6 protein-coding genes, 14 tRNA genes and 2 rRNA genes are annotated in these 13,132 nt (G+C 41.8%); 1 reads left to right on the top strand and 21 read right to left on the bottom strand.

The window, feature by feature from the left end; translation table 11 throughout:
* Nucleotides 1-131: 131 nt before the first annotated feature.
* The 5 genes from B6A27_RS09795 to glgB are packed head-to-tail and all read right to left on the bottom strand — an operon-like array spanning nucleotide 132 to nucleotide 8,064.
* Entirely contained in the window at nucleotides 132-2,531 is a 2,400-nt protein-coding gene (locus B6A27_RS09795; RefSeq protein ID WP_080862014.1) for a glycogen/starch/alpha-glucan phosphorylase, read from the bottom strand.
* Entirely contained in the window at nucleotides 2,521-3,975 is a 1,455-nt protein-coding gene (gene glgA / locus B6A27_RS09790) for a glycogen synthase GlgA (protein ID WP_080862013.1), read from the bottom strand. Before glgA ends, B6A27_RS09795 begins: the two co-directional genes overlap by 11 nt.
* Nucleotides 3,972-5,000, bottom strand: coding sequence for a GlgC family sugar phosphate nucleotidyltransferase (locus B6A27_RS09785; protein WP_044745831.1), 1,029 nt, complete (start codon nucleotides 4,998-5,000; stop codon nucleotides 3,972-3,974). Before B6A27_RS09785 ends, glgA begins: the two co-directional genes overlap by 4 nt.
* A 6-nt stretch (nucleotides 5,001-5,006) precedes the next feature.
* Nucleotides 5,007-6,170: a glucose-1-phosphate adenylyltransferase gene (locus B6A27_RS09780; RefSeq protein WP_066149977.1), complete on the bottom strand. Its 1,164-nt coding sequence runs from the start codon at nucleotides 6,168-6,170 to the stop codon at nucleotides 5,007-5,009.
* A complete protein-coding gene (gene glgB / locus B6A27_RS09775) occupies nucleotides 6,121-8,064 on the bottom strand; it encodes a 1,4-alpha-glucan branching enzyme (protein ID WP_080862012.1) in 1,944 nt (647 codons plus the stop codon). Before glgB ends, B6A27_RS09780 begins: the two co-directional genes overlap by 50 nt.
* 715 nt (nucleotides 8,065-8,779) lie before the next feature.
* On the opposite strand from glgB, the gene B6A27_RS09770 reads away from it, so the two are divergent.
* Entirely contained in the window at nucleotides 8,780-9,754 is a 975-nt protein-coding gene (locus B6A27_RS09770; protein WP_080862011.1) for a cation diffusion facilitator family transporter, read from the top strand.
* A 383-nt stretch (nucleotides 9,755-10,137) separates the two neighbouring features.
* Here B6A27_RS09770 and B6A27_RS09765 read toward each other — a convergent pair.
* The 16 genes from B6A27_RS09765 to B6A27_RS09690 all read right to left on the bottom strand — a co-directional run.
* Nucleotides 10,138-10,209: transfer RNA gene (locus B6A27_RS09765), tRNA-Glu, on the bottom strand.
* A gap of 13 nt (nucleotides 10,210-10,222) precedes the next feature.
* A tRNA-Ser gene (locus B6A27_RS09760) sits at nucleotides 10,223-10,315 on the bottom strand.
* Nucleotides 10,316-10,317: 2 nt separating this feature from the next.
* Nucleotides 10,318-10,392, bottom strand: a tRNA-Asn gene (locus B6A27_RS09755).
* A gap of 267 nt (nucleotides 10,393-10,659) precedes the next feature.
* A tRNA-Ile gene (locus B6A27_RS09750) sits at nucleotides 10,660-10,733 on the bottom strand.
* A gap of 7 nt (nucleotides 10,734-10,740) precedes the next feature.
* Nucleotides 10,741-10,811, bottom strand: a tRNA-Gly gene (locus tag B6A27_RS09745).
* A 205-nt stretch (nucleotides 10,812-11,016) separates the two neighbouring features.
* Nucleotides 11,017-11,092 (bottom strand) — tRNA-His (locus B6A27_RS09740).
* Between the two features lie 19 nt (nucleotides 11,093-11,111).
* Nucleotides 11,112-11,184: transfer RNA gene (locus B6A27_RS09735), tRNA-Thr, on the bottom strand.
* Between the two features lie 169 nt (nucleotides 11,185-11,353).
* Nucleotides 11,354-11,429 (bottom strand) — tRNA-Phe (locus B6A27_RS09730).
* Between the two features lie 12 nt (nucleotides 11,430-11,441).
* Nucleotides 11,442-11,517, bottom strand: a tRNA-Asp gene (locus B6A27_RS09725).
* 12 nt (nucleotides 11,518-11,529) lie between these two features.
* Nucleotides 11,530-11,606: transfer RNA gene (locus tag B6A27_RS09720), tRNA-Met, on the bottom strand.
* 37 nt (nucleotides 11,607-11,643) lie between these two features.
* Nucleotides 11,644-11,719, bottom strand: a tRNA-Val gene (locus B6A27_RS09715).
* Between the two features lie 6 nt (nucleotides 11,720-11,725).
* Nucleotides 11,726-11,797, bottom strand: a tRNA-Glu gene (locus B6A27_RS09710).
* Between the two features lie 14 nt (nucleotides 11,798-11,811).
* Nucleotides 11,812-11,902 (bottom strand) — tRNA-Ser (locus B6A27_RS09705).
* Between the two features lie 4 nt (nucleotides 11,903-11,906).
* Nucleotides 11,907-11,981, bottom strand: a tRNA-Asn gene (locus B6A27_RS09700).
* 162 nt (nucleotides 11,982-12,143) lie between these two features.
* Nucleotides 12,144-12,260: ribosomal RNA gene (gene rrf, locus B6A27_RS09695) — 5S ribosomal RNA — on the bottom strand.
* A gap of 142 nt (nucleotides 12,261-12,402) precedes the next feature.
* Nucleotides 12,403-13,132: ribosomal RNA gene (locus B6A27_RS09690) — 23S ribosomal RNA — on the bottom strand; the annotation flags it as partial.

The raw sequence follows: 13,132 nt of genomic DNA, 5'->3' as shown, positions 1-13,132 counted from the left end.
TACCAAGTGTTTATTTTCAATCCCGACTGATGTAGTTGAACGGATGATGCGTCAAATGATTGTAGACATAATCAAGATGGACGTTGTCGACCACCTAGAGAACACAGATGGCTCTGTGTTCTTCTTGTTCATTAGATAAGAGGATGAATGTCCCATATTTCATTTGCATATTCTTGAATGGTTCGGTCGCTTGAGAAATGGCCCGAATGAGCAATATTGATCGCGCTCATTTCCATCCATTTTTCCCTATCCTGGTACACTTCGGAGATTTTTTCTTGCGTTTCGGCATAATCAGCAAAATCGCGCAGCACAAAATATTCATCATTTTGCATTAAAAGCGAATCGTAAATCGGTTCAAAATGATCGTGCGCGTCTGGAAAAAATCCATTGACTAACTGATCAACGACTTGCTTGATTCTTCGATCATGGTGATAATACTCATGAGAACGATAACCACCATTCTGATAATAATTCAAAACTTCCTCAGCCGTTAATCCGAAGATGAAAATATTCTCCTTGCCTACTTCCTCAAAAATTTCAATATTGGCTCCATCCATCGTGCCAATGGTAATGGCACCGTTCATCATAAATTTCATATTCCCTGTTCCCGAAGCTTCCTTGCTAGCTGTGGAAATCTGCTCGCTAATATCGGCTGCCGGAAAAATATCCTCTGCTAAAGATACGCGATAGTTCTCTAAAAAAATCACTTTCAGCTGTTCATTTGTTTGGGGATCATGATTTACTTTTTCCGCAAGAGAATTAATCAGCTTAATAATTCGCTTCGCATAATAATAGCCTGGCGAAGCCTTTGCCCCGAAAATAAAGGTACGAGGATAAATCGAAAAGCTCGAATCCTCTTTCAATCGATTGTAAAGGTACATAATGTGCAAAACGTTCAAAAGCTGGCGTTTATAAGCATGAAGCCGTTTAACCTGCACATCAAAAATCGAAGACTCGTCAACGGCGATGCCAGTTTGCTCGTAAATGCGTTTAGCTAAAATCGCCTTTCGCTGCTGCTTTACTTTAGCCAATGCTCTTTGAAAAGAGCGGTCTGATGCATAGGACGTTAAATCGAGCAGCGTTTCCGGCCGCTGAATCCACCGTGCTCCAATCGCTTCCGTAATTAACGAAGCAAGCTGCGGATTTGCTTTTAGCAACCAGCGGCGATGCGTAATGCCATTGGTTTTATTATTAAATTTTTGCGGAAATACTTCATAAAATTGCTTCATTTCACGTTTTTTTAAGATTTCCGAATGAAGCTTTGCCACTCCGTTTACACGATAACTTCCGACCACTGCTAAGTGGGCCATTTTAACAAGTCCATGAGCAATAATCGCCATATCCTCAATTCGTTTCCATTCACCTGGATACTTATTCCATAAACCACGACAAAAGCGCTCATTAATTTCTTCGACAATCATGTAAATGCGTGGAAGCAATGGCTGAAAAATATGAATGGGCCATTTCTCTAACGCTTCTGATAATGTTGTGTGATTCGTATAAGACACTGTGTTCGTCGTAATCTCCCATGCATCTTCCCAGCTCATTCCTTCTTCGTCCAACAACACCCTCATTAACTCTGGAATCGCTAAAACTGGATGCGTATCATTCACATGAATGGCTACATGCTTATGCAAGTTAGATAAATTCCCGTACTGACGACGATGAGCGCGAACAATGCTTCCGACACTCGCCGCTACAAGAAAATATTGCTGTTTAAGACGTAAAATTTTCCCCTCATCGTGCGTATCATCTGGATATAGAAATTCTGAAATAGCTTCCGTTTCCCGCTTATACTGCATGATACTTTTATGTTTAGGAAAGGTTTTAGAAGGTTCGGCGCTCCAAAGGCGAAGAGTATTAACCGTTTTGGTTCCATAGCCAATCACAGGCATATCGTAGGGAACAGCTGTTACTTTTTCGCTATCTGTATGACGGAATACCAGCCTTCCTCCTTCATTTGATACCTCTACTCTTCCCCAGAAGTTCACTTCAATTGCTAAATCTTCCTTTCTCACCTCCCAAACATTCCCATGTCTCAACCATTGCTCTGGAAGCTCCACTTGATAGCCATCGACAATTTTTTGATCAAACAGCCCATGCTTATATCGTATTCCACAGCCATGTCCGGGCAAATTTAACGAAGCAAGAGAATCCAAAAAACAAGCGGCAAGGCGGCCAAGACCGCCATTCCCTAGTCCCGCATCCGCCTCGCTTTCCTCAATTTCTTCTAAATCAATGCCCAGCTCTTTTAATCCTTTTTCGACTACATCACGGATTCCAAGATTTAATAAGTTACTTCCCAAAAGACGGCCAAGCAGAAATTCAATGGATAGATAATACACCTGCTTGCTGCTTTTCGCGCGACTCCGCTCATTTGTCCGAATCCAATCCTGGCTTATATATTCGCGAACCATATTCCCTAACGTATGATATTGATCGCGCACGGTCGATTCCTCAAACCGCTTTCCATACATCATCTCAAGTCTTCTTAAAAAAACCATTTTAAACTCTTCTTTGTTAGAGAACATGACTTCCACTCCCAGCCATTAATTCGTCATAAAGCTGATTATACTTAAACGCCGACTGCGCCCAGCTGTAATCTCGGCTCATCGCTTCTTTCACAAGCTTTTCCCATATTTCTTTTTGCTTATAAAATTCAAGCGCTCGACGAATGGTATACAGCATATCATGCGCATTAAAATTTTTAAAACTAAATCCATTGCCTTCACCCGTAAACTCATTAAACGATTGGACAGTATCGTTTAATCCGCCTGTTTCTCGCACAATTGGAATCGCGCCATATCGCAATGCAATTAATTGCGCCAAGCCGCACGGCTCAAACTGGGATGGCATTAAAAATAAATCGGTGCCTGCATAGATTTGATGAGCCAGCTCTTCGTTAAATCCAATATATACTTTTACTTGATGAGGATATGTCATCGCCATTTCATGAAAGAAATGTTCGAACTCCCGATCTCCCGTTCCCAGAACAATAAACTGGACATTTTCCGCAATGATTTCATGAAATACACATTTCACTAAATCAAGTCCTTTTTGCTTCGTTAGACGGGTCACCATGGCGATAATCGGCGTATCTTCTTCGCTGCGCAAACCGAATTTTTGCCTGAGCGCTTGCTTATTAATTTCTTTGCGCGCAATCGTGAACTGATCATATGGAATCGCAATGTGCTGGTCTTTTTTTGGATTGTATATTTCATCATCAATTCCGTTTAATATGCCGAAAAGATCGCGTCGGCGAGCTCTCAGAAGCCCATCGAGCTTTTCTCCGTAATATTCCGTTTGAATTTCTTCTTTGTAGGTGGGACTAACAGTCGTAATCATATCTGCAGACACAAGAGCTGCTTTCATAAAGCTGACGTTCCCATAAAACTCTAAATAATCAATCGTAAAATAGCGCTCACTGCTCAAATTAAGCAAATCCTCTAAAATGCTGCGAGGGAAAATCCCTTGAAACTGTAAATTATGAATCGTAAATACCGTGCGGATATTTCCATAAAACGAATTGTTTTTATACTCTTCCCGTAATAAAAATGGAATCATCCCTGTGTGCCAATCATGGCAATGAATAATTTGCGGCTGGAAGGAAATAGCAGGAAGTGCATCTAAAACAGCTCGACAGAAATAGGAAAATCGTTCTCCGTCGTCATAATGGCCATATAAACTATCACGTTTAAAATAGTATTCGTTGTCGATAAAATAATAGACAACTCCTTCGTATTCCAGCATTTCAACTCCGCAATATTGACGGCGCCAGCCGACTCGAACAACCAGCTCCGCGACCTTTTTCATTTGCTTTTTAAATTCTGCTGAAATCATTCCATATTTAGGAAGAATCACACGGATATCTGTGCCTAATCGTTTGAGTTCTTTCGGCAACGCACCAGCTACATCTGCCAAACCGCCCGACTTCACAAAGGGTACGCATTCTGACACAACAAACAAAATTTTCACTGATTCATCAACTCTCCTTGTACAGTTCCTTTACGAACAACAAATGGATGCTGCTCCGAACCTACGATCTTAACGCCATTTTCAACCTTCACATCTTTATCCACAATAACAGAATTCAGCTCGCATTGTTCACCAATATGGCTTTTTTGCATAATAATACTGTTTTTAACAACCGTCCCCTTTTCTATTTTTACTGCTCGAAAAATAATGCTGTTTTCAACATGTCCTTCGATCATGCATCCATTAGCCACTATTGAATTTTTGACAACAGCATTTTCTGTATATTTAGTAGGCGGCGCATCCTTCACTTTTGTATAAATAGGACGCGATTTAACAAATAGCTGATTCCAAATGGTTGGATTAAGCAGCTCTAAGCTATGACGAAAATAGCTTTCGATAGAGTCAATGACAGCCACATATCCATAATGCTCATAATCACATATTTTCAATTGATGAAGATGATCGTGGACAACATCGATGATGCTATTGTAGCCTGTATGAATTCGGTTCGCAATTAAATCCAGAAGGAGAGAGGTTTCTAACACGAACATTCCAAGCGAACGGCCTTGATGACGTATTTCTGTAATATCGCACTGATTATCGATATGACGCTTTAACACAGCCTCATAGTCAATATTGCAAACGGTATAGCTATTGCAAATGAGCGCATACTTTTGTTTGCTGCGTAAAAAGTAGTCAATATGCTGTTCAAAATGTTGGAAAGCCCCTAAATGATGCGCCGGAATATTTAAATCTGAGGAAGGAAAGAAAAAGAGCCCATCTCGTTTTCGACTCAAATCCCAATTTTTCCCTGAACCTAAATGATCCATCAATGATCGATAGTGATACTTTGGGAAAATAGCGATGCTTTGCATACCTGAGTTCACCATGTTTGATAGGACAAAATCTATTAAGCGGTATCTTCCTGCAAATGGAATTGCTGCAATGGAACGATGCAGCGTCAGCTCATATAGCGACTCCATATACCTTGTGTCATCTATTACCCCTAACATCGTTTTATTCATCGCTGTTCATCCTTTCTCAACGATTTCTGAGCTCTGTGCCTGCAACCATTCTTGTGTAACAAGAAAAATCTCATCATCAAATGCAGACGGGCGAATGACCATTCCCGGCGGGATCTCAAGCTCTGACGGTACAATGGCTCTTTCAATATAGGCATTTTCACCAATCACTACATCCGGCATAATGACACAGTCTCTCACAATCGCTCCCTTTTGAACATAAACTCCCTGAAAAACAACGGAATGGTCAATGGTTCCCTCAATAATGCATCCTTCATTCACCAGCGAGTTAATCACTATTGCATCTGGAGAGATATACTGAGGAGGTTGATTTGGATTAACGGAATAGATCTTCCATGATTGATCAAACAAATTTAATTCACATTCTGGATCTAATAAATCCATATTTGCCTCCCACAGGCTTTTCACTGTTCCGACATCCTTCCAATATCCTTTAAATGGATAAGCCATAAGCCGTTTCTTTTCTTTCAATAATAGCGGAATCACATCTTTGCCAAAGTCATGACTTGAACTCGGATTTTCATTGTCGATTTGCAAGTATTCCTTTAAAACACTCCAATTAAAAATATAAATTCCCATCGAAGCGAGGTTGTTTTTTGGGGCAGACGGTTTTTCTTCAAACTCTACAATCCGCATTTCTTTGTCTGTGTTCATGATCCCAAATCGGCTCGCTTCGGCCCAAGGCACTTCAATAACAGAAATCGTCACATCCGCATTTTTGGCGATATGATAATCCAGCATTTTGGCGTAATTCATCTTATAAATGTGGTCACCTGAAAGAATCAACACATATTCCGGATCATACTGCTCAATATAGTTCATGTTTTGATAAATGGCGTGCGCTGTTCCTTCATACCATTTTACCCCAGATGATTCAGAATACGGGGGTAAAACGGTCACTCCTCCATTTCTTCGATCTAAATCCCAAGCGCTGCCAATACCAATATATGAGTGTAGAAGAAGCGGCTGATATTGAGTCAATATTCCTACCGTATCAATACCGGAATTGGAGCAGTTGCTTAGCGTAAAATCAATGATTCGATATTTTCCTCCAAACGGAACGGCTGGTTTGGCTAGCTGTTTGGTCAATGAATTTAATCGACTACCTTGTCCGCCGGCCAACAACATGGCGACGCATCTTTTCTTCACCATCTACACTTCTCTCCCCTCGTTTTTTCATTGGGCGCAACACAGAAATTCCAAAAGGTGGGATAGTCATTTCGATGTGGTATGGTTTTCCATGAAACGGCTCTTCGAGAGCAGTCATCGGTTTTTTATTAATATAACCACATCCTCCATATAGGGAAGCGTCGCTGTTAAAAGCTTCCTTATACGTGGCAAGCAGCGGAACGCCTACCTTGTAATCATGGTATGCCGTTCCAGTAAAGTTACAAACGACAACTAATATATCATTCTCTTTATTGCTTTTGCGAACAAACGAAAAGATGCTCTGTTCAGCGTTATGCACATCAATCCATTCGAACCCTTCTGGCGAATGATCCAGCTCATAAAGAGGCTTATGACGTTTGTAAAACTTTATTAAGTCTTTCACATACACACTCATTTTTCTATGCATCTCAAAATCAAATAACATCCAATCAAGTTGATCCAAATCCTTCCATTCATCAAATTGACCGAATTCCCCTCCCATAAACAATAATTTTTTTCCTGGATGAGTAGCTAAATACCCATATAATAATCGCAGTTGCGCAAATTTCTGCTCATATTCGCCAGGCATTTTATTTAATAATGATTTTTTTCCGTGCACTACCTCATCATGTGAAAATGGCAAAATAAAATTTTCTGAGTATGCGTATAGCAAAGAAAAAGTAACTTTATGATGCAGATATTTACGATGTTCGGGAGCCGCCTCCATATAGGTCAGAATGTCGTTCATCCAGCCCATATTCCATTTATAATTAAATCCTAAGCCTCCTTCATAAGTCGGCGCAGTCACCTTCGGCCAATCTGTAGAATCTTCAGCAATCATTAACAATGAAGGATCATAGGAAAAGACAGCTTCATTTAGTTTCTGCAAAAATTCCACGGCGTAGTGGTTTTTATGAAGGACATGACTGTTGGGCCAATAAAGCATATTAGCTACTGCATCAACGCGAAAGCCGTCAATATGGAAATACTCCATCCAAAATAATGCATTCGAGATGAGAAAGCTTCGAACCTCAGGCTTCCCTAGATCAAAATTGGCTGTTCCCCACACCGGATTCTCACGATCCTGTATATTGACATATTCATATGTTGGGGCTCCATCAAACATGTATAGGCCATGTGCATCTTTACAAAAATGACCAGGGACCCAGTCTAAAATCACTCCTATTCCAGCTTGATGGCACTGATCAATAAAAAACATGAAATCATGTGGAGTTCCATAGCGGCTTGTAGCGGAATAATATCCTGTTCCTTGATATCCCCATGAGCGATCGAGCGGATGCTCAATTAAGGGAAGCAGTTCAATGTGAGTAAACCCATTTTGCACTACATAAGGGATTAGTTCTTCTGCTAGCTCTTGATAGGAGTAAAAGCTTCCATCTTCCTTCTTTTTCCATGAACCTAAATGAACTTCATAAATGAATAACGGTTGATCGTAAGCTGGTTTGCGGCGTTTCTTTCGCTGCCACGCTTTATCATTCCAATGATATCCATCTAATGAATATACAATAGAGGCCGTACGAGGACGAAGTTCGGAATAAAATGCATATGGATCCGCTTTAAGTAGTACTTGCTCATTTTCTGTAACAATTTCATATTTATATAAGTGTCCCTCTAAATTTTCAGGGATAAATATGGTCCATACGCCTTGATCGTTTATTTTGGTAAGCGGGTGATCTTTCCCGTTCCAGTTGTTAAAGCTTCCTACAAGTCGCACAGCACGCGCATGAGGAGCCCATACACTAAATCTTGTTCCAACCACCCCTTCATTTCTTACGATATGAGCGCCAAACATTTTATAGCTTTTATATAAGCTTCCTTCATGAAACAAATGAACCTCAAAATCTGTGGGATTTGTTGCTATCAACGAGCATCTCATCCTTTCACTATAGTTTTTTTATTTTGCCAATATTTCATTACGATCCTAATTGCTCCATGTTAAATGAAAGATGAAGCAGTTTGTTTTTTCTTCTGAACCAACATCTTCTTTTTTCCATTGTCCAACGCCATACACTGCTTCACTTATTGGCTTATCCATTAGTATTTATTTAATTAGATTCGACATTGATTTATAAATTCCTTGATAAAATGTGTTTATATTTTGTGACAATTCTCACCAGGAAATTTCATACAAAAAGAGGATGAAGGGATTCTCTTTTTCCCCTGCTTTTGCTTGTTCAATCATTGGATGTCCAAACAATATTATTTTTCAGGCTAAACCATTAGATTCGCGAACACTTTGTTGCTTTGCCACGCGTTTATGTGATGAAAGATAGGCTACAAACCTCTGTGCACACATTCGTCATATTCTTTTCTAGAGTCGCTTTGCTCAATCTTCAAGCTATATTTATTATGATTGACTGATAAACATTCCCTTATCTCGCGCAATTTCCAGCTATATGCCCTTTCTCTTATAGGATGGACACAATAAGGCATTTGCCACTCTCGGAGAACAAGCGGCTATATTATGAACAAAAGATTAAGATAAGAAGCTTTCAAAAATGGTACAAAGCTATGATTTGCAAATTGCTTGTTTGCGGCATATAATTTATAATAAATATCTAATGATAATTATTCTAAAAAAGGGGTGTACTATGAGTTACTCTGACTATCATCACCTGCCTCATGTCAAAGAACAAAACAAATCAAAACGAACATTATGGATTACCCTTTTCCTAACGCTGTTTTTTGCCCTTGTTGAAGTCATTGGCGGAGTTTTATCTAATTCGCTTGCACTTCTTTCTGATTCAGCTCATATGGCCTCAGATGTGCTGGCGCTCATTTTGAGTATGGTTGCTCTGTATCTCGCATCGCGGCAGCCCAATAAAACATTTACGTTTGGATATTTGCGATTTGAGATTATTGCTTCCTTTTTAAACGGATTGGCACTTGCAATGATCGCTATTGGCATCTTTATCGAAGGAATTCGACGGTTCATTCATCCTGAGCCTGTTCATTTTCAGCTGATGCTTACAATTGCTACAATTGGGCTGATCGTTAATCTTATCTTAACAATCGTCCTTAGCAGAAGCACAAAAGAAGAGGAAAATTTAAATGTGAAAAGCGCTTTATGGCATTTTATCGGCGATCTTTTGAGTTCAATCGGAGTTATCGCTTCAGCTATTATCATCTATTTCACGGAATTTGCCTTAATAGATCCATTGATTAGTATGATTATAGGAGGAATTATTTTTACAGGAGGAGCAAAAATCATCCGCGAATCGTACTTTATTCTTATGGATTCTGTTCCATCGCAGTTTGATCTTGAGCAAATACGCTCTGACATTAGCGGTATTAAAGGGGTAGAAGATGTACATGACATGCACATTTGGGCGATTTCTTCCGACCATTATTCCTTAACTGCTCACGTATTTATCAATGAACACATTCAGCCATTCTGTGTTATTTTAGCCATTAATGAAATGCTGGAAAGGAAATATAGAATTAAACATTCCACGATTCAAATTGAACATGCTTACTTTCATGATCATGGAGAGTACGGAGAAAAATTTCTTCGCCAAAAAAACAAAGCACCAAAAAAGCCGAGTAGCCCTAACGAATCATTTTGAGTTTAGGGAATATGAACATGAGTAGAAAAATTATGCCGACCTTTCTGTTTTTATGGTCGGCCTTTCTTTGTATTTATTATTCATTTACATTTGACATTTTGTCAAGTTAAAAATTCGGAATAATCAAAAACAGAAGTGCACAATATTATATAGATCAAGTTTTTTTATAAATGTTGCTCTCTAAATAATTGGAGGAACGAATATTTTTGAGGCGTATGATGTAACTTATTATGTTAACATAATAGAGTTATACCGTTTTTCCACGGTCGGTGATCGAGCATCATCTCTTCTCCCGTGTGTTTTGAAGATGACACTCGTTTTATCTTTAAATGATTTTATATAAAGTAAAAAACACTATGCTTTAGCACAGTGCTTTTTACTTATGACCCGTACGGGATTCGAACCCGTGTTACCGCCGTGAAAGGGCGGTGTCTTAACCACTTGACCAACGGGCCTTGCATTCAGCAGTGGCGGAGAAGGCGGGATTTGAACCCGCGCGCCGCAAAAACGCGACCTAACGGTTTAGCAAACCGTCCCCTTCAGCCACTTGGGTACTTCTCCAATGGCTCCGCAAGTAGGATTCGAACCTACGACCTACCGGTTAACAGCCGGTTGCTCTACCGCTGAGCTATTGCGGAATAGTGGATAAACACAAAAACTAACGAATCATTATTCGTATTTTTCTACTGCCTCTTCCTCTTCAAGACATTCGAAGAAGTACAATGCGTCGAGGCAACTCGCTGTTTGCTCAGAGGAGAAATGCTCGTCGCTGAGCGATTGCGGAATAGTAGATGAAAACAAAAGCTAACTGACCAATGTTATAGAAGAAATTCACAGAACACCTATAGATAGGCAGCACATGTCACCAAACTTTATGCAAAGAAAACGCTTTACAAAAAGAAAGATGGGCCTAAGTGGACTTGAACCACCGACCTCACGCTTATCAGGCGTGCGCTCTAACCAGCTGAGCTATAGGCCCGTATACAAGCGGGTGATGGGAATCGAACCCACGACATCAGCTTGGAAGGCTGAGGTTTTACCACTAAACTACACCCGCATAATTATCAAATTTTTTATTACAAATTTCTAGTGTCCCGATATACCATGCCTCTTCCTCTACCAGTTCATTCTAAGATGCTTTGTGCGTCGAGGCAACTCGTCGCCTATTCAATGATGTATCGCTCGTGGCTGAGGTTTTACCATTAAACTACATCCGCGCGACTATCAAATCTTTTATCACAAATGTCTTGGGATAATATGTATGGGGCGACTAGTGGGAATCGAACCCACGAATGCCAGAGCCACAATCTGGTGCGTTAACCACTTCGCCATAGCCGCCATTACTTTAATAAATCGATGCCGGCTGCAGGACTTGAACCCGCAACCTACTGATTACAAGTCAGTTGCTCTACCAATTGAGCTAAGCCGGCTTTATCTATAGAACTAACCATAAAAGCACATGTTCTGTGCCTCTTCCTCTTCAAGACATTTCAAGATGTCCAATGCGTCGAGGCAACTCGCAGTCATTTCACCGATGCTCCGCTCGTCTCTACCAATTGAGCTAAGCCGGCATTCATAAGATGCGTTGGATAAAATAAATGGTGGCTCGGGACGGAATCGAACCGCCGACACAAGGATTTTCAGTCCTTTGCTCTACCGACTGAGCTACCGAGCCATACATATTTTATGGCGGTCCCGACGGGACTCGAACCCGCGATCTCCTGCGTGACAGGCAGGCATGTTAACCACTACACTACGGGACCAACCGTTTTATTTGGTTGCGGGGGCAGGATTTGAACCTGCGACCTTCGGGTTATGAGCCCGACGAGCTACCAGGCTGCTCCACCCCGCGATGACAAAATTATATTTTTTTCAATCAATAGTATGTATGGTGGAGGATGACGGGATCGAACCGCCGACCCCTTGCTTGTAAGGCAAGTGCTCTCCCAGCTGAGCTAATCCTCCTAAAAGTGACCCGTACGGGATTCGAACCCGTGTTACCGCCGTGAAAGGGCGGTGTCTTAACCACTTGACCAACGGGCCATTACATGAAATAGTGGCGGAGAGCAAGGGATTCGAACCCTTGAGACGCTGTTAACGTCTACACGATTTCCAATCGTGCTCCTTCGACCACTCGGACAGCTCTCCAAAATGGCTCCGCAAGTAGGATTCGAACCTACGACCTACCGGTTAACAGCCGGTTGCTCTACCGCTGAGCTATTGCGGAATAGTGGATAAACACAAAAACTAACGAATCATTATTCGTATTTTTCTACTGCCTCTTCCTCTTCAAGACATTCGAAGAAGCACAATGCGTCGAGGCAACTCGCTGTTTGCTCAGAGAGGAAATGCTCGTCGCTGAGCGATTGCGGAATATGTTTAATATAAAGCCTAGCAACGTCCTGCTCTTGCAGGGGCGTTAGCCCCAACTACCATCGGCGCTGGAGAGCTTAACTTCCGTGTTCGGGATGGGAACGGGTGTGACCTCTCCGCCATCATCACTAGGCTTATTATTTCAAACAGACAAGTATTATTATAACGAGCATTTCGCCCATGTCAAGAACTTTTTGTTCTTTCAAAACTAGATAACAGATCAGAGAAGAAAGGATAGGCGGTGCTTTTCTTGATGTCTTGCTCCCCTTTTCGTATTGGTTAAGTCCTCGATCGATTAGTATCCGTCAGCTGCACGTGTCGCCACGCTTCCACCTCGGACCTATCTACCTCGTCATCTTCGAGGGATCTTACTTGCTTATGCAATGGGAAATCTCATCTTGAGGGGGGCTTCACGCTTAGATGCTTTCAGCGCTTATCCCTTCCGCACATAGCTACCCAGCGGTGCCCTTGGCAGGACAACTGGTACACCAGCGGTGCGTCCATCCCGGTCCTCTCGTACTAAGGACAGCTCCTCTCAAATTTCCTGCGCCCGCGACGGATAGGGACCGAACTGTCTCACGACGTTCTGAACCCAGCTCGCGTACCGCTTTAATGGGCGAACAGCCCAACCCTTGGGACCGACTACAGCCCCAGGATGCGATGAGCCGACATCGAGGTGCCAAACCTCCCCGTCGATGTGGACTCTTGGGGGAGATAAGCCTGTTATCCCCGGGGTAGCTTTTATCCGTTGAGCGATGGCCCTTCCATGCGGAACCACCGGATCACTAAGCCCGACTTTCGTCCCTGCTCGACTTGTAGGTCTCGCAGTCAAGCTCCCTTCTGCCTTTACACTCTTCGAATGATTTCCAACCATTCTGAGGGAACCTTTGGGCGCCTCCGTTACTCTTTGGGAGGCGACCGCCCCAGTCAAACTGCCCACCTGACACGGTCTCCCACCCCGATCAGGGGTGCGGGTTAGAACTTCAGTACGACAAGGGTGGTATC

Source organism: Anoxybacillus sp. UARK-01 (genome assembly GCF_002075365.1).
Lineage (GTDB): Bacteria > Bacillota > Bacilli > Bacillales > Anoxybacillaceae > Anoxybacteroides > Anoxybacteroides rupiense.
The sequence above is the reverse complement of the archived record's forward strand: the minus strand, read 5'-3'. Positions and strand labels throughout refer to the sequence as shown.

What these genes read in the sequence shown, in the direction of transcription:
- B6A27_RS09785 (WP_044745831.1), bottom strand. Translation starts at nt 5,000, where the DNA reads ATGAATAAAACGATGTTAGGGGTAATAGATGACACAAGGTATATGGAG.
- B6A27_RS09795 (WP_080862014.1), bottom strand. Translation starts at nt 2,531, where the DNA reads ATGTTCTCTAACAAAGAAGAGTTTAAAATGGTTTTTTTAAGAAGACTT.
- glgB (WP_080862012.1), bottom strand. Translation starts at nt 8,064, where the DNA reads ATGAGATGCTCGTTGATAGCAACAAATCCCACAGATTTTGAGGTTCAT.
- B6A27_RS09770 (WP_080862011.1), top strand. Translation starts at nt 8,780, where the DNA reads ATGAGTTACTCTGACTATCATCACCTGCCTCATGTCAAAGAACAAAAC.
- B6A27_RS09780 (WP_066149977.1), bottom strand. Translation starts at nt 6,170, where the DNA reads ATGGTGAAGAAAAGATGCGTCGCCATGTTGTTGGCCGGCGGACAAGGT.